20 protein-coding genes are annotated in these 15,918 nt (G+C 34.5%); all 20 read left to right on the forward strand.

The genetic code is table 11. The annotated features are described in order from the left end of the window. Positions 1-97 precede the first annotated feature (97 nt). The 20 genes from HMPREF2706_RS00505 (at position 98) to HMPREF2706_RS00600 (ending at position 15,810) form a co-directional block, all read left to right on the forward strand. Positions 98-355, forward strand: a complete 258-nt coding sequence (locus HMPREF2706_RS00505) for a type B 50S ribosomal protein L31 (RefSeq protein ID WP_002435494.1) — start codon at positions 98-100, stop codon at positions 353-355. Between the two features lie 218 nt (positions 356-573). Then, positions 574-1,173, forward strand: coding sequence for a thymidine kinase (locus HMPREF2706_RS00510; protein WP_049427269.1), 600 nt, complete (start codon positions 574-576; stop codon positions 1,171-1,173). After that, positions 1,173-2,249 carry a peptide chain release factor 1 gene (prfA, locus tag HMPREF2706_RS00515; protein ID WP_002435511.1) on the forward strand — a complete coding sequence of 359 codons (1,077 nt, stop codon included), beginning with the start codon at positions 1,173-1,175 and terminating at the stop codon, positions 2,247-2,249. The genes HMPREF2706_RS00510 and prfA overlap by 1 nt, the downstream gene beginning before the upstream one ends. After that, positions 2,236-3,072 carry a peptide chain release factor N(5)-glutamine methyltransferase gene (prmC, locus tag HMPREF2706_RS00520; RefSeq protein WP_049427271.1) on the forward strand — a complete coding sequence of 279 codons (837 nt, stop codon included), beginning with the start codon at positions 2,236-2,238 and terminating at the stop codon, positions 3,070-3,072. The genes prfA and prmC overlap by 14 nt, the downstream gene beginning before the upstream one ends. A 176-nt stretch (positions 3,073-3,248) precedes the next feature. Then, on the forward strand, positions 3,249-4,292 hold the full coding sequence (locus HMPREF2706_RS00525; RefSeq protein ID WP_002435873.1) for an L-threonylcarbamoyladenylate synthase: 1,044 nt from the start codon (positions 3,249-3,251) through the stop codon (positions 4,290-4,292). After that, a complete protein-coding gene (locus tag HMPREF2706_RS00530; RefSeq protein WP_002435769.1) occupies positions 4,289-4,705 on the forward strand; it encodes a low molecular weight protein arginine phosphatase in 417 nt (138 codons plus the stop codon). Before HMPREF2706_RS00525 ends, HMPREF2706_RS00530 begins: the two co-directional genes overlap by 4 nt. 111 nt (positions 4,706-4,816) lie before the next feature. Next, positions 4,817-5,341 (forward strand): TIGR01440 family protein, encoded by a 525-nt coding sequence (locus HMPREF2706_RS00535; RefSeq protein ID WP_037551281.1) that lies wholly within the window; start codon positions 4,817-4,819, stop codon positions 5,339-5,341. A 25-nt stretch (positions 5,342-5,366) separates the two neighbouring features. Further along, positions 5,367-6,605 (forward strand): serine hydroxymethyltransferase, encoded by a 1,239-nt coding sequence (gene glyA, locus HMPREF2706_RS00540; RefSeq protein WP_049427319.1) that lies wholly within the window; start codon positions 5,367-5,369, stop codon positions 6,603-6,605. A gap of 28 nt (positions 6,606-6,633) precedes the next feature. Continuing rightward, positions 6,634-7,263 carry a uracil phosphoribosyltransferase gene (gene upp / locus HMPREF2706_RS00545; protein WP_002435776.1) on the forward strand — a complete coding sequence of 210 codons (630 nt, stop codon included), beginning with the start codon at positions 6,634-6,636 and terminating at the stop codon, positions 7,261-7,263. 23 nt (positions 7,264-7,286) lie between these two features. Then, entirely contained in the window at positions 7,287-8,420 is a 1,134-nt protein-coding gene (gene wecB / locus HMPREF2706_RS00550) for a non-hydrolyzing UDP-N-acetylglucosamine 2-epimerase (protein WP_049427274.1), read from the forward strand. A gap of 164 nt (positions 8,421-8,584) precedes the next feature. After that, on the forward strand, positions 8,585-8,935 hold the full coding sequence (locus HMPREF2706_RS00555) for an ATP synthase subunit I (protein WP_070862100.1): 351 nt from the start codon (positions 8,585-8,587) through the stop codon (positions 8,933-8,935). A 26-nt stretch (positions 8,936-8,961) separates the two neighbouring features. After that, positions 8,962-9,690, forward strand: a complete 729-nt coding sequence (atpB, locus tag HMPREF2706_RS00560) for a F0F1 ATP synthase subunit A (protein WP_002453710.1) — start codon at positions 8,962-8,964, stop codon at positions 9,688-9,690. 44 nt (positions 9,691-9,734) lie between these two features. After that, complete coding sequence (atpE, locus tag HMPREF2706_RS00565) at positions 9,735-9,947, forward strand: F0F1 ATP synthase subunit C (protein WP_001048816.1); 213 nt, start codon at positions 9,735-9,737, stop codon at positions 9,945-9,947. Between the two features lie 94 nt (positions 9,948-10,041). Beyond that, the gene (locus HMPREF2706_RS00570; protein ID WP_002435523.1) at positions 10,042-10,557 is read left to right on the forward strand and encodes a F0F1 ATP synthase subunit B; all 516 of its coding nucleotides are present in this window, start codon (positions 10,042-10,044) and stop codon (positions 10,555-10,557) included. Then, positions 10,557-11,096: a F0F1 ATP synthase subunit delta gene (locus HMPREF2706_RS00575; protein WP_049427279.1), complete on the forward strand. Its 540-nt coding sequence runs from the start codon at positions 10,557-10,559 to the stop codon at positions 11,094-11,096. The genes HMPREF2706_RS00570 and HMPREF2706_RS00575 overlap by 1 nt, the downstream gene beginning before the upstream one ends. Before the next feature lie 22 nt (positions 11,097-11,118). Beyond that, complete coding sequence (gene atpA / locus HMPREF2706_RS00580) at positions 11,119-12,630, forward strand: F0F1 ATP synthase subunit alpha (protein WP_002435859.1); 1,512 nt, start codon at positions 11,119-11,121, stop codon at positions 12,628-12,630. 81 nt (positions 12,631-12,711) lie between these two features. Next, positions 12,712-13,578 carry an ATP synthase F1 subunit gamma gene (atpG, locus tag HMPREF2706_RS00585; RefSeq protein ID WP_002435866.1) on the forward strand — a complete coding sequence of 289 codons (867 nt, stop codon included), beginning with the start codon at positions 12,712-12,714 and terminating at the stop codon, positions 13,576-13,578. A 21-nt stretch (positions 13,579-13,599) separates the two neighbouring features. Beyond that, entirely contained in the window at positions 13,600-15,012 is a 1,413-nt protein-coding gene (gene atpD, locus HMPREF2706_RS00590; protein ID WP_002435865.1) for a F0F1 ATP synthase subunit beta, read from the forward strand. 19 nt (positions 15,013-15,031) lie between these two features. Continuing rightward, positions 15,032-15,436 carry a F0F1 ATP synthase subunit epsilon gene (locus HMPREF2706_RS00595; protein WP_002435826.1) on the forward strand — a complete coding sequence of 135 codons (405 nt, stop codon included), beginning with the start codon at positions 15,032-15,034 and terminating at the stop codon, positions 15,434-15,436. 140 nt (positions 15,437-15,576) lie between these two features. After that, the gene (locus HMPREF2706_RS00600; protein WP_002453705.1) at positions 15,577-15,810 is read left to right on the forward strand and encodes a DUF1146 family protein; all 234 of its coding nucleotides are present in this window, start codon (positions 15,577-15,579) and stop codon (positions 15,808-15,810) included. Positions 15,811-15,918: the final 108 nt, after the last annotated feature.

A 15,918-nucleotide genomic window follows, 5' to 3' on the forward strand; every position in this document is an offset into this window, starting at 1 on the left:
CGTTTTGATTTGATAACTATTATAATTACACAGTATTGGGTAAAAAACTCACAAATAACTCTGTTCCAGATGGTTCAGGGCAAAGGAGCTGAAAGAAATGAAACAAGGAATTCATCCTGAATACCACAAAGTTATCTTTTTAGATACTACTACAAACTTTAAATTCTTAAGTGGTTCTACTAAAACATCTTCAGAAACTATGGAATGGGAAGATGGAAATGAATACCCAGTTATTCGTTTAGACGTATCATCTGATTCACATCCATTCTATACTGGCCGTCAAAAATTCGCTGCTGCGGATGGTCGTGTGGAACGCTTCAACAAAAAGTTTGGTTTCAAATCAAACAACAACTAAATTTGAATTTCAACTGTCTACGTATCCATATAGGGAATGTAGACAGTTTTTTTATTTTTTAACCCTTTATTATGTGAGTAGATTTTGTTTTTACTCAATTTGTTTGTAAAATGAGAGTATCGTCGTTTAATTTAGAATAATACTTTGAAAATGCATTTAACTACTCATAAAATATGATATAATTAAGCGATTATGTTTTGAAAAAGGTGGAACTCTCAATGTATGAAATGTACCATTCCGGATGGATTGAAACAATTACTGGAAGTATGTTTAGTGGTAAATCAGAAGAGTTGATTCGTCGTTTAAGACGAGGGATTTACGCGAAACAGAAAGTCATTGTTTTTAAGCCAGCTATTGATGATCGTTACCATAAAGAAAAGGTCGTCTCACACGATGGTAATGAAATTGAAGCGATAAATATTTCTACGTCAAGAGAAATTTTAAACCAAGATTTAGACAATGTAGACGTTATCGGAATAGATGAAGTGCAGTTTTTTGATGGTGAAATAGTAAATATTGTAGAACAACTGGCTAAAAATGGTCACAGAGTTGTTGTTGCAGGTTTAGATATGGATTTTAGGGGAGAACCTTTTGAACCTATGCCGAAATTATTAGCTGTTAGTGAACAAGTGACTAAATTACAGGCAGTTTGTGCTGTTTGTGGGTCACCTTCTAGCCGTACACAAAGATTAATCAATGGAGAGCCAGCTAAAATAGATGACCCAATTATATTAGTTGGTGCGAATGAAAGTTACGAACCACGTTGTAGAGCACATCATATTGTGGCTCCAAGTGAAAATGAGAAGGAGGAAATGTAGTGTTTGATCAATTAGATATAGTAGAGGAACGATATGAACAATTAAATGAGATGTTAAGCGACCCTGATGTCGTGAATGATTCAGATAAACTTAGAAAATATTCAAAAGAACAAGCTGATTTACAAAAAACTGTTGAAGTTTATCGTAGTTATAAATCTAAAAAAGAAGAACTTGAAGATATTGAAGAAATGTTAAAAGAAACTTCAGATAAAGAAGAAGTGGATATGCTTAAAGAAGAAAGTGCGTCTTTAAAAGCTGAATTACCTGAAATGGAAGAAGAACTTAAAATCTTATTAATTCCTAAAGACCCAAATGATGAAAAAGACGTTATCGTTGAAATCCGAGCAGCTGCAGGTGGTGACGAAGCGGCCATATTTGCTGGGGACTTGATGAGAATGTATTCTAAATATGCCGAAGCATATGGTTTTAAAACTGAAATTGTTGAAGCTTCTGAAAGTGACCATGGTGGTTATAAGGAAATTAGTTTTTCAGTATCAGGTAGTGGAGCCTATAGTAAATTAAAATTTGAAAACGGTGCTCACCGAGTTCAACGTGTACCAGAAACTGAATCAGGTGGCCGTATACATACTTCTACGGCAACAGTAGCTGTATTGCCAGAAGTAGAAGATGTTGAGATTGAAATTCGTAACGAAGATCTAAAAATTGACACGTACCGTTCAAGTGGTGCGGGTGGTCAACACGTTAACACAACTGACTCAGCAGTGCGTATTACCCACTTACCTACTGGTGTTATTGCAACGTCATCAGAAAAATCACAAATTCAAAACCGTGAGAAAGCGATGAAAGTCTTAAAAGCACGTTTATACGATATGAAGTTACAAGAAGAACAACAAAAATATGCGTCACAAAGAAAATCTGCTGTAGGTACAGGTGACCGTTCAGAACGTATCAGAACATATAACTATCCACAAAGTCGTGTGACTGATCATAGAATTGGCTTAACGCTACAAAAACTTGGTCAGATTATGGAAGGTAATTTAGATGAAATCATAGACGCACTTACTCTATCTGAACAAACTGAGAAATTGAAAGAACTTAATAATGGTGAACTATAAAGATAAACTTCAAGAGGCTATTCAATTAACATTAGATAAAGGGTATGAGCAGACTAGGGCAGAATGGCTACTGTTGGACCTTTTTAAATGGTCACGAACAGACTATCTTATCCATCGTGAAGAACAGATGTCACAAGCTGATTTAGCAAAATTTGACCTAGCTCTACATAGAATGTTGAGTGGTGAACCTATTCAATATATCGTAGGCTTTCAATCTTTTTACGGCTATACCTTCGAGGTAGATAATAATTGTCTAATCCCTCGTCCTGAAACTGAAGAAGTGATGCTTCATTTTCTAAATCAATGTCATCATCAAGATACAGTTGCCGATATTGGTACAGGAAGCGGTGCGATTGCTATTACACTTAAGTTGCTTAAGCCAGATTTAAACGTTCTCGCTACAGATTTATATGAAGATACACTGAATGTTGCACGCAATAATGCAACATTACATCAGCAAGAAATTCAATTTCTACAAGGAGACGCATTGAAACCTCTAATTGATAATAATATTAAAGTTGACGGATTAATTTCTAATCCACCTTATATTGATGAAGGTGAAGCAAGAGATATGGATGATACTGTACTTAAATATGAGCCTCACCATGCTCTGTTTGCTGAAAATGAAGGCTACGCCATCTATGAGGGTATTTTAAAAGATTTACCACAAGTAATGAAAGAACAAGGACATGTCGTGTTTGAAATTGGATATAATCAAGGCAACCAACTAAAAGCATTAATTAATTCTATGTATCCTAACAAGTTAGTCAAAGTTATTAGAGATATTAATGGTAATGAACGCATCGTGTCATTCAAATGGTAAAGAATTTATGAGATTATAATGCGTTTTTTTGTGAAATTAAATGTATCTTTATATGCGGATTAAGTTTTAAACATAATTAAAAATGAATGGGTGGAACTTCAACTTCAACAATAATGAACTGAATTGAGTTCCACTCTTTTTAAATTCATAATATAGATAAGAAAGAGGTGAAAATGGTGAATACTCAAATATGGGATCTTAGAAAATATGAAGAGAATGTAGTTAAATATCCTAAGTTAAACGAGATTAAAGAGACATTATTAAATGGTGGATTAGTAGCGATTCCTACAGAGACAGTTTATGGGCTTGGTGCGAACGCAAGAAATGAACATGCGGTAAGAAAAATATATGAAGCTAAAGGACGTCCTTCTGATAATCCTTTAATCGTTCATATACATCAAAGGGAGCAACTTGAAGAGTTTGTAGATGGAATTGATGAACGTGTTTCAAAATTAATGGATGCCTTTTGGCCTGGACCAATTTCATTTATTTTACCTCTTAAAACAGGTTATTTATGTGAAAAAGTGACAGGTGGATTAAACTCTATTGCAGTTCGTATGCCAAGTCATAAAATAGGGCGGGCGTTACTTCAATATATTGACGAACCTATAGCTGCACCAAGTGCCAATTTAAGTGGTAGACCTTCACCTACAAAGTTTGATCATGTTTTTCAGGATTTAAACGGAAAAGTGGACGGAATTGTTAATGGAGATCAAAGTGAAGAAGGTCTTGAGAGTACAGTGTTAGATTGTACTCAATATCCTTTTAGAATAGCACGCCCAGGTTCTATAACCACTTCAATGATAGAACAAGTTTTACCGGGGAGTATTCAAAAGGCTAATTATTTTGAAAAGGACAAACCTATTGCTCCTGGGATGAAATATAAACATTATTCGCCAGATACGCCACTAACAATTGTTGAAAATTTAACTCACAAAATTGATAATAATGAAAAATGGAATGATGTAGTATTTATTTTTCCTATTAGTATGAAATATTTATTGCCTGAGAATGCTCAATTTATTCCACTATGTGATGATGAGCAAGATATTAAAGGGGCAAACCATAATTTATATAGTGTATTGCACTCTATAGATAGCTCTAATGATATTAAACACGCTTATATTTATAGTTTTGAAAAAAAGGATCAGTCTGAAGCGATTATGAATAGAATGTTGAAAGCAGCAGGTAATGAAGTGATAGAAGGTGACGAATTATGAAATTAATATTTGTTTGTACAGGTAATACGTGTAGAAGTCCGTTAGCTGAAAGTATTGCTAAGAAATTGTTGCCAAACGATGACATTCAATCACGTGGTTTATTTGCTATGGAAGGACAAAAAATCTCTAAAGAATCATTACAATTGATTCATAGCCATCATCTACCTAAGCCTTCAAATGCTCAACAATTTACTTTGGAAGATTTAGAAGCAGATTTAATTCTCACAATGTCTCCTTCACATAAAGATTTAATTAAGTCTCAATACGGTCAATATTCAAATGTGTACACGATAAATGAGTATGCAGGTATTGAGGGGCATATAGAAGACCCATTTGGATGTTCTTTTGAAGTATATGAAAAAACTTTTCAAAATATCTACGATTTATTGAAAAAAATTGAAATGAATCGATAACAGAGTAAATTATATATAATTAGTATATGTTAAGCTTTAAATAAGTTATAATAAAGGGGTATAGCAAGTTTGCTATGTTCCTTTTTATTATATTCAAAGGGGTGGGTTTCATTGCGTGATTTACAAAAGCTACTTATTGAATTAAAAGATATGTCATTCTTTAAGAAAGGCGAATTGTGTATTGTCGGTTGTTCAACATCTGAGGTCATTGGCGAACGAATTGGTTCAGTTGGATCATTAGAGATAGCTAAAGAGATTTTTGATGCTTTGAAACAAATTGAAGAGGATACAGGTGTGTCATTTGTCTTTCAAGGATGTGAACATATTAATAGAGCAATCACGATTGAAAGAGCAGATTTTAACCCACTGTCTATGGAAGAGGTAAATGTAGTTCCAGATGTACATGCAGGTGGTAGTTTATCAACGTATGCCTACCAACATATGGATGATCCAATGGTTGTAGAACATATCAGTGTACCTAAAGGTATTGACATTGGCCAAACATTAATTGGTATGCATATCAAGCATGTATGTGTTCCAGTCAGAACAAGCGTTAAACAAGTTGGAGAAGCTATCGTTACCATAGCGACATCACGACCTAAGAAAATTGGTGGCGAACGTGCTAAATATCAATAATTTAATGAAAGAAGGGGAATTATTTATGTCTTACATTGAAAAACAGGATAAAGTGATTTTTGAAGCAATTCAAAAGGAGTATGACCGTCAAAATAGTAATATCGAATTAATTGCATCTGAGAATTTTGTGTCTGAAGCTGTTATGGAAGCTCAAGGTTCAGTATTGACTAATAAGTATGCCGAAGGTTATCCAGGCCGTCGTTATTATGGTGGTTGTGAATATGTTGATGTTTCTGAAACAGTAGCAATTGATCGTGCTAAAGCACTTTTTGGCGCTGAACATGTTAATGTACAACCTCACTCTGGTTCACAAGCCAACATGGCTGTTTATTTAGTTGCTCTTGAGATGGGAGATACTGTTCTAGGTATGAACTTAAGTCATGGGGGACATTTAACTCATGGATCTCCAGTTAACTTTAGTGGTAAGTTTTATAATTTCGTTGAATACGGAGTTGATAAAGAAACGGAATTAATTAACTATGATGAAGTACGCAAACTTGCACTAGAACATAAACCTAAATTAATTGTAGCGGGTGCCTCTGCTTATTCTAGAACTATTGATTTTAAAAAGTTCAAAGAAATTGCAGATGAAGTAGGTGCTAAATTAATGGTGGATATGGCTCACATTGCTGGATTAGTTGCAGCTGGTTTACATCCAAATCCTGTTGAATATGCTGATTTTGTCACTACTACTACACATAAAACTTTACGTGGCCCTCGTGGAGGTATGATTTTATGTAAAGAAGAATATAAAAAAGAAATTGATAAGACAATTTTCCCTGGAATTCAAGGTGGCCCACTAGAACACGTAATTGCAGCGAAAGCAGTAGCATTTGGAGAAGCATTACACAGTGACTTCAAATCGTATCAACAACAAGTGATTAAAAATGCTCAAGTTTTAGCTCAAACATTAATTGATGAAGGATTCAGAGTGGTTTCAGGTGGTACTGATAATCATTTAGTTGCAGTTGATGTTAAAGGTTCTATTGAGATTACTGGTAAAGTCGCTGAAGAAACTCTTGATAAAGTAGGTATTACTTGTAATAAAAACACAATTCCTTTCGATCAAGAAAAACCATTCGTTACAAGTGGAATTAGGTTAGGCACACCAGCTGCAACTACACGTGGATTCGATGAATCAGCATTCGAGGAAGTGGCAAAAATTATTAGCTTAGCTTTAAAACATACTGACGATGAAGTTAAACTTAATGAAGCTAAAGAAAGAGTGCACGCCCTTACTTCAAAATATCCATTATATGAATAATAGAGAAACACATTGGAGGAAATTATAAATGAGTAAAGTACATGTTTTCGATCATCCTTTAATACAGCATAAACTAAGTTATATTAGGGATGCTCATACCGGTACAAAAGAGTTTAGAGAACTAGTTGATGAAGTAGGTATGTTAATGGCTTATGAAGTGACTAGAGATTTAGAATTACAAGATGTTGAAATTCAAACACCTGTAACTAAAATGACAGCTAAACGACTAGCGGGTAAAAAATTAGCTATAGTACCAATTTTAAGAGCAGGATTAGGAATGACTGATGGTGTTTTAAGTTTAGTTCCTTCAGCAAGAGTAGGTCACATTGGCTTATATAGAGATCCAGAAACACTTAAAGCAGTAGAGTACTTTGCTAAACTACCTCAAGATATCGATGAAAGACAAATTATCGTTGTAGACCCTATGTTAGCGACTGGTGCTTCAGCAATAGAAGCCATTTCATCACTGAAAAATCGTGGTGCGAAAAATATTCGTTTTATGTGCTTAATTGCTGCACCAGAAGGTGTGGAAAAGATGCAAGAAGCTCACCCAGACGTAGATATTTATATCGCGACACTTGATGAAAAATTAAATGACAAAGCTTACATCACACCTGGATTAGGGGATGCTGGTGACAGATTATTTGGTACTAAATAATAGATTCGGAGACAGATAGTTTGATGAAAAAAATTATGACCATCTTCGGGACAAGACCTGAAGCTATTAAAATGGCACCACTAGTAAAAGCATTAGAAAAAGATGCTGAATTAGAACCCGTCGTTGTTGTTACAGCTCAACATAGGGAAATGCTTGATTCAGTATTAAATACATTTGATATAACACCTTGTCATGATTTGAATATTATGAAATCTGGGCAGACTTTGTCTGATATTACATCAAAATCGATGGTTCTTTTAGAAGAAGTAATTAAAAAAGAATCACCAGATATGGTACTAGTACATGGTGATACAGTTACTACGTTTTCTGGGTCACTAGCAGCTTTTTATAATCAATTACCTATTGGTCATGTTGAAGCTGGGTTAAGAAGTTATGATAAGTATTCTCCTTTTCCTGAGGAGATGAATAGACAAATGGTTGGGGTAATGGCAGACTTGCATTTTGCCCCAACTTTTAATGCAGCTAAGAATTTGCTTGATGAAGGCAAATCATCTAACAATGTGGTAATAACTGGTAATACAGCGATTGATGCTATGAACTATACAATTAATGATAATTATACTTCTCAAATCATCGATAAACATCGTAACAAGAAATTTATTTTATTAACTGCTCATAGAAGGGAAAATATAGGTCAACCTATGATTAACGTGTTTAAGGCAGTTAGAAAATTAATTGATCAGTATGAAGATTTAGCATTAGTATATCCAGTTCACATGAATCCGAGAGTTAGAGAACTCGCTGAAGCGTATTTAGGTCACCATGATCGTATAGAGTTAATTGAACCTTTAGATGTGATAGACTTTCATAATTTTGCTAAGCACGCTTACCTAATTATGACTGATTCTGGAGGAATACAAGAAGAAGCTCCATCTCTACATAAACCTGTACTCGTATTGAGAGATAGTACAGAGAGACCTGAAGGGGTAGAAGCAGGTACTTTAAGGGTTATTGGTACTAATGAGGACTCTGTTTATGAGGAAACTAAGCGTCTTTTAGACGATAAACAGCTTTATAAACATATGAGTGAAGCAAACAATCCCTATGGAGATGGGAATGCAAGTAATAGGATAGTAAATCATATTAAATATTATTTTGGATTAATTAGTGATAAACCCAATCATTTTGAAAAATAAAAAGTTTGTTACGTTACTTTTTGTGAATATTTTGTGACAAAAATGCCGTAAATTTTAACAAGACTTTGAATAGAATTGACACCATACAATAGGCTATATTATCATTTAGATTGTATGAGTGGAACGGTTTACATGATTGGTATAAGACACTCGGAGGCATATAGATGAGTCGTTTCTACATCATTTTTAAACAATATATCCAATATTATCTTTATCTCTTAATAGTATTAGGAATATTGTATCTAATTATACCCCGACCCTTTATTTTAGGATTAATGATAGGAACATGTGGTTCTTTGGTTAATACATACATCTTTGAAAGTTATTTTGCAAAGGCACAACAACAAGATGCTATACATATTTCAACGGGCAATATATGGAGATATCTTGTAGCAATCATTGCGTGTTTGTTATGGTTTTTCTTCAAAGACCACATCAATATCATAGGTGTATTAATTGGTTTAATGATTTCTTATATTGTAATCATATTGCGCCCTCTACTTAAAAGGGAGTAAAAATTAAATAAGAAAGAGGTGAGTTTATGGATCACAAATCCCCACTCGTCAGTTGGAACGTGTTTGGATTCGATATTGTCTTTAACATGGCAAGTGTTATGATGGTGCTCATTACGGCGATTTTAGTTTTTATCATAGCTTTAATATGCACGCGTAATCTTAAAAAACGACCAACTGGAAAGCAAAACTTCATTGAATGGGTATTTGATTTTGTAAGAGGCATCATAGAAAGTAACATGGCTTGGAAAAAAGGTGGAAACTTTCACTTCTTAGCAGTGACATTAATTTTGTTCATCTTTGTAGCCAATATGCTTGGTTTACCGTTTGCTATTGTTACTAAAGATCACTATCTATGGTGGAAATCACCGACAGCAGACGCAACGGTAACTCTTACGTTATCTACAACTATGATTCTACTAACGCATTATTACGGTATTAAAATGCGTGGGCCTAAAGCATATGCAGCCGGATACTTTAAACCTTTCTGGCCACTTGCAATCATTAATGTATTTGAGGAGTTTACATCTACATTAACTTTAGGTTTACGACTATACGGTAATATCTTTGCTGGTGAATTATTACTTGGTTTACTAGCAAGTTTACTTTTCCAACAACCAGCATGGGGTTGGATTATAAGTATTCCAGGATTAATCGTTTGGCAAGCGTTCTCAATATTCGTTGGTTCAATCCAAGCGTATATCTTCATCATGCTTTCAATGGTTTATATGTCACATAAAGTGGCAGATGGACACTAAATTAATTTAATAATTATATACAATTCTTAGGAGGAAAATTTATTATGAATTTAATCGCAGCGGCAATCGCAATTGGTTTATCAGCATTAGGTGCAGGTATCGGTAACGGTCTTATCGTATCTAGAACAGTTGAAGGTGTAGCACGTCAACCAGAAGCACGTGGTCAATTAATGGGTATTATGTTCATTGGTGTTGGTTTAGTTGAGGCTTTACCTATCATTGGTGTTGTAATTGCGTTCATGACATTTGCTGGATAAGACATATTAAGGCGAGGCCTGTACAAGGCTATCGCCGTTCGTTTTGTTTTTTATAGCTTAGTGATTATATCTACGAAAGGAGTGTCATGAGCCCGTGACTGCAACAGCTAATATGTTCGTTTTAGGTGCAGGAGTCGAATGGGGAACAACAATTGTTACACTTGTCACATTCGTAATTCTTCTTGCGCTATTGAAGAAATTTGCTTGGGGTCCATTAAAAGAAGTAATGGACAAACGTGAGCGAGACATCAATAAAGATATTGATGATGCTGAACAAGCTAAAATTAACGCTCAAAAACTTGAAGAAGAAAACAGAAAGACACTTAAAGAAACTCAAGATGAAGTTCAAAGAATCTTAGACGATGCTAAGGTTCAAGCACGTAAGCAACATGAAGAAATTATTCATGAAGCTAATGTAAGAGCTAACGGCATGATTGAGACTGCTCAAAGTGAAATTAACAGTGAAAAAGAACGTGCACTTGCTGATATTAATAATCAAGTATCTGAACTATCAGTATTAATCGCATCTAAAGTTCTTAGAAAAGAAATTTCAGAGCAAGATCAAAAAGATTTAGTTGAAAAGTATTTAAAAGAGGCAGGGGATAAATAATGGTAAAGGTAGCAAATAAATATGCCAAAGCATTATTTGATGTCTCTAATGATACAAATCAATTAGATGTAGTTTATGAAGATTTAGAAACAATCAGCCATTCATCTTTCGACTATAATAAAAGTTTAAAAGCAATTGATAGTAATCCTTCATTAACAGCAGATGAGCGTAAATCATTCGTTAATGAAGTATATAGTGGTGCAAATCAATACGTCGTTAATACGCTAAAAGTTTTAGCTGATAATCGTCATTTATCATTAATTGAAGATGTATTTAGAGCTTTTCAAAGTTTATATAATGCGCATCATAACCAAGACTTTGCAATTGTAGAATCTACTTATGAATTAAATGAAGATGAATTAGCAAGGATAGAACAATTGATTAAAGATCAAACACATTTATCTAGAGTAATTGTTAGCACTAAAATCAATCCAGATTTAATTGGTGGATTTAGAGTTAAGGTCGGCACAACTGTTATGGATGGTAGTGTTAAGAATGACCTTGTTCAATTACAAAGAAAATTTGAAAGAGCTAATTAATATTTAAAGAGGAGTGACATAGATGGCCATCAAAGCTGAAGAAATCAGTGCATTACTTCGCTCACAGATTGAAAATTATGAGTCTGAAATGTCCGTAACTGATGTTGGTACTGTACTTCAAATTGGTGACGGTATCGCATTAATTCACGGATTAAACGACGTTATGGCTGGTGAGCTAGTAGAATTCCACAACGGCGTATTAGGTTTAGCACAAAACCTTGAAGAATCAAATGTTGGTGTGGTTATTTTAGGACCATACAACGATATTAGTGAAGGTGACGAAGTTAAACGTACAGGCCGTATTATGGAAGTACCAGTTGGAGACGAATTAATTGGAAGAGTCGTTAATCCACTTGGTCAACCTATTGATGGACAAGGTCCTATCAATGCAACTAAAACACGTCCAGTTGAGAAAAAAGCAACTGGTGTTATGGATCGTAAATCAGTTGATGAACCATTACAAACAGGTATCAAAGCAATTGACGCTTTAGTACCAATTGGTCGTGGTCAACGTGAGTTAATCATTGGTGACCGTCAAACTGGTAAAACAACTGTTGCTATCGATTCAATCTTGAACCAAAAAGATCAAGATACAATTTGTATTTACGTAGCTATTGGTCAAAAAGATTCAACAGTACGTGCAAATGTTGAGAAATTAAGACAAGCAGGCGCTTTAGATTACACAATCGTTGTTTCTGCTTCTGCAGCTGATCCAGCACCATTACTTTATATCGCACCATATTCAGGTGTAACTATGGGTGAAGAATTCATGTTTAATGGTAAACATGTTCTTATCGTATATGATGATTTAACTAAACAAGCAGCAGCTTATCGTGAATTATCATTATTATTACGTAGACCACCAGGTCGTGAAGCTTACCCAGGTGACGTTTTCTACTTACATAGTAGATTATTAGAAAGAGCAGCGAAGCTTAATGATGAATTGGGTGGCGGTTCAATCACTGCTTTACCTATTATTGAAACGCAAGCTGGTGACATTTCAGCTTATGTCCCAACAAACGTTATTTCAATTACTGATGGACAAATTTTCTTACAATCAGATTTATTCTTCTCTGGTGTAAGACCAGCTATTAATGCTGGACAATCAGTATCTCGTGTTGGTGGTTCTGCTCAAATTAAAGCTATGAAGAAAGTAGCTGGTACGCTACGTTTAGACTTAGCTTCTTATCGTGAGTTAGAATCATTCGCACAATTCGGTTCTGATTTAGATGAATTTACTGCTCAAAAATTAGAACGTGGTAAACGTACTGTTGAAGTATTAAAACAAGACCAAAACCACCCTCTACCAGTTGAATATCAAGTTTTAACAATTTATGCATTAACTAAAGGTTATTTAGATGATATTCCAGTAGAAGATATTACTCGATTTGAAGACGAATTAAACCACTGGGCAGATGCAAATGCAACTGACTTATTAAATGAAATCAGAGAAACTGGTGCATTACCAGATGCTGATAAATTTGATTCTGCTATTACAGAATTCAAAAAAGGTTTTAGTAAATCAGAACAATAATTCTTAATTGAAAAATTGTAACTGCAAATATGAGAGTACATTTTCAACGTTAATACTCTAATTAAAAAAGGTGGTGAGATAATGGGCTCTCTAAAAGAGATTGATAATCGAATAAAATCGACTAAAAAGATGAAGCAAATCACTAAGGCGATGAACATGGTTTCTAGTTCTAAATTGCGTAGAGCAGAAAAGAATACGAAGCAGTTCAGACCTTATATGGAAAAAATGCAAGATGCTATTACTGCAGTAGCAGGTGCTAATAGTTCTTCTAACCATCCTATGCTTAAAGCTAGAGATGTAAAACGTAGTGGTTATTTAATCATTACTAGTGATAAAGGACTTGCAGGTGCTTATAGTACAAATGTATTAAAACGTTTAGTGAATGATATTAAAGCGAAACATAATGACAGTAGTGAATACAGTATTATTGTTTTAGGTCAACAAGGTGTTGATTTCTTTAATAATAGAGGTTATGAAATCGAAAGTTCTTTAGTTGACCTTCCGGATCAACCTTCATTTAAATCAGTTCAAGCGATTGCTAAGCACGCAATTGATTTATATAGCGAAGAAAATATTGATGAATTGACAATTTATTATAGTCACTATGTTAGTGTTCTTGAAAATAAACCAACAACTAAGCAAGTATTACCATTATCTCAAGAAGATTCTAGCCAAGGTCATGGTCAAATGTCATCTTACGAATTTGAACCTGACAAAGAATCTATTTTAAGTGTTATTCTACCGCAGTATGTCGAAAGCTTAATCTATGGAACTATTTTAGATGCTAAAGCAAGTGAACATGCTTCACGTATGACTGCAATGAAAAATGCTTCTGATAATGCGACTGAACTTATTGATGATTTATCATTAGAATATAATAGAGCGAGACAAGCAGCGATCACTCAACAAATCACTGAAATTGTTGGTGGTTCAGCAGCTCTTGAATAATATTAAAAGGAGGAAATCAACATGGGAATTGGCCGTGTAACTCAAGTTATGGGTCCAGTAATCGATGTTCGTTTTGAACATAATGAAGTTCCTGATATTAACAATGCCTTACACATCGAAGTTCCTAAAGAAGATAGCACACTTCATTTAACTTTAGAAGTTGCACTTCAATTAGGTGATGATGTAGTACGTACAATCGCAATGGACTCAACTGACGGCGTTCAAAGAGGTATGGAAGTTAAAGATACAGGTAAAGATATTAGCGTACCTGTTGGTGATGCAACTTTAGGAAGAGTATTTAACGTATTAGGAGAAACAATCGATTTAGATGAAAAGATTGATGATTCAGTACGTCGTGATCCTATTCATAGACAAGCACCTGGCTTCGATGAATTATCTACTAAAGTAGAAATCTTAGAAACAGGTATCAAAGTAGTAGACTTATTAGCACCTTACATTAAAGGTGGTAAAATTGGATTATTCGGTGGTGCCGGTGTTGGTAAAACAGTTTTAATCCAAGAACTTATCAATAATATCGCTCAAGAGCATGGTGGTATTTCAGTATTCGCCGGTGTTGGTGAACGTACACGTGAAGGTAACGACCTTTACTATGAAATGAGCGATAGTGGTGTAATTAAGAAAACAGCGATGGTATTCGGTCAGATGAACGAGCCACCTGGTGCTCGTATGCGTGTTGCATTATCAGGTTTAACAATGGCAGAATATTTCCGTGATGAAGAAGGCCAAGACGTATTATTATTCATTGATAATATCTTCAGATTCACACAAGCAGGTTCTGAAGTTTCAGCATTACTTGGACGTATGCCTTCAGCCGTTGGTTATCAACCAACACTTGCTACTGAAATGGGTCAATTACAAGAACGTATTAGTTCAACTAATAAAGGTTCTGTTACTTCAATTCAGGCGGTATTCGTTCCAGCCGATGACTATACAGACCCTGCGCCAGCAACTACATTCGCTCACTTAGATGCGACAACTAACTTAGAGCGTAAATTAACTGAAATGGGTATTTATCCTGCGGTTGATCCATTAGCTTCTACTTCTAGAGCGTTAGAACCATCAATCGTTGGTCAAGACCATTACGATGTAGCTCGTGAAGTTCAGTCTACTTTACAAAAATACAGAGAATTACAAGATATTATTGCAATTCTTGGTATGGATGAGTTATCAGATGAAGATAAACAAACTGTAGAACGTGCTCGTAGAATTCAATTCTTCTTATCACAAAACTTCCACGTAGCTGAGCAATTCACTGGTCAAAAAGGTTCTTATGTACCAGTTAAAACAACAGTATCAGATTTCAGAGATATCTTAGATGGTAAATACGATCATATTCCTGAAGATGCTTTCCGTTTAGTAGGTAGTATGCAAGACGTAATTGAAAAAGCCAAAGATATGGGTGTTGAAGTCTAATAATTAGGAGGTATGGATAATGAATACATTAAGCCTAAATATTGTCACTCCTAATGGTTCTGTCTACGAACGAGAAGATGTAGAACTAGCTGTATTACAAACAACAGCTGGTGAAATGGGTATCATGAGTGGACACATTCCAACAGTTGCCGCATTAAAAACTGGCTATGTTAAAGTTAACTTTCATAATGGTAACGAATATGTAGCAGTTAGTGATGGTTTTGTTGAAGTTAGACAACATAAATTATCAATTATCGTCCAAACAGCAGAAACTGCTAGCGAAATCGATGTTGAGAGAGCTAAATTGGCTAAGTCGAGAGCAGAATCACATTTAGAAGATGATGATGATAACAGTGACATTAATAGAGCCAAAAGAGCGTTAGAACGAGCTAATAACCGTTTACGTGTGGCTGAATTAAAATAACAAAAAAGGTTCGAGGCGTTATATACGCTTCGAACCTTTTTTTATTAAATATTTTAATTTCACAATCGGAATTATTAAAGTATCTTTATCAAGTTATTTCGTGTACAATGTTATACAGTAATCTTACGAAGGAGTAGAACATGGATTATCTTGGTCAATTTGCAATTGTACACCTTATCTTGCATGTAATATGTATCTGTATAGCCTATTGGGCTCTAAACTCTGTTAGATTAGATCAATTTTTTAAAAAAGGTTATGCATTACAAGTGCAAATTTGTATGATATTTGTAGCTATTTTAATAGGTACATCGGTAAGTAATTTTATTGTCGATTTATTACAATATTCAACTCAAGTTAAGTATTTATTAAAGTAATTCAAAAACTGTTATTTATATCAAAAACTGGATATAATTATAAAATGAATATTAACTTATTAATCAGGGAAATGAATAAGTAATAGGAGTTATAAGTGGAGGATTTAA

Origin of the sequence: Staphylococcus sp. HMSC067F07, assembly GCF_001837405.1 — a bacterium.
Taxonomy (GTDB): Bacteria; Bacillota; Bacilli; order Staphylococcales; family Staphylococcaceae; genus Staphylococcus; species Staphylococcus capitis.

What these genes read in the sequence shown, in the direction of transcription:
- wecB (WP_049427274.1), top strand. Translation starts at nt 7,287, where the DNA reads ATGAAAAAAATTATGACCATCTTCGGGACAAGACCTGAAGCTATTAAA.
- atpD (WP_002435865.1), top strand. Translation starts at nt 13,600, where the DNA reads ATGGGAATTGGCCGTGTAACTCAAGTTATGGGTCCAGTAATCGATGTT.
- upp (WP_002435776.1), top strand. Translation starts at nt 6,634, where the DNA reads ATGAGTAAAGTACATGTTTTCGATCATCCTTTAATACAGCATAAACTA.
- HMPREF2706_RS00575 (WP_049427279.1), top strand. Translation starts at nt 10,557, where the DNA reads ATGGTAAAGGTAGCAAATAAATATGCCAAAGCATTATTTGATGTCTCT.
- glyA (WP_049427319.1), top strand. Translation starts at nt 5,367, where the DNA reads ATGTCTTACATTGAAAAACAGGATAAAGTGATTTTTGAAGCAATTCAA.
- HMPREF2706_RS00600 (WP_002453705.1), top strand. Translation starts at nt 15,577, where the DNA reads ATGGATTATCTTGGTCAATTTGCAATTGTACACCTTATCTTGCATGTA.
- HMPREF2706_RS00595 (WP_002435826.1), top strand. Translation starts at nt 15,032, where the DNA reads ATGAATACATTAAGCCTAAATATTGTCACTCCTAATGGTTCTGTCTAC.
- HMPREF2706_RS00505 (WP_002435494.1), top strand. Translation starts at nt 98, where the DNA reads ATGAAACAAGGAATTCATCCTGAATACCACAAAGTTATCTTTTTAGAT.
- HMPREF2706_RS00510 (WP_049427269.1), top strand. Translation starts at nt 574, where the DNA reads ATGTATGAAATGTACCATTCCGGATGGATTGAAACAATTACTGGAAGT.
- HMPREF2706_RS00530 (WP_002435769.1), top strand. Translation starts at nt 4,289, where the DNA reads ATGAAATTAATATTTGTTTGTACAGGTAATACGTGTAGAAGTCCGTTA.
- atpE (WP_001048816.1), top strand. Translation starts at nt 9,735, where the DNA reads ATGAATTTAATCGCAGCGGCAATCGCAATTGGTTTATCAGCATTAGGT.
- HMPREF2706_RS00555 (WP_070862100.1), top strand. Translation starts at nt 8,585, where the DNA reads ATGAGTCGTTTCTACATCATTTTTAAACAATATATCCAATATTATCTT.
- prmC (WP_049427271.1), top strand. Translation starts at nt 2,236, where the DNA reads ATGGTGAACTATAAAGATAAACTTCAAGAGGCTATTCAATTAACATTA.
- atpG (WP_002435866.1), top strand. Translation starts at nt 12,712, where the DNA reads ATGGGCTCTCTAAAAGAGATTGATAATCGAATAAAATCGACTAAAAAG.
- atpB (WP_002453710.1), top strand. Translation starts at nt 8,962, where the DNA reads ATGGATCACAAATCCCCACTCGTCAGTTGGAACGTGTTTGGATTCGAT.
- atpA (WP_002435859.1), top strand. Translation starts at nt 11,119, where the DNA reads ATGGCCATCAAAGCTGAAGAAATCAGTGCATTACTTCGCTCACAGATT.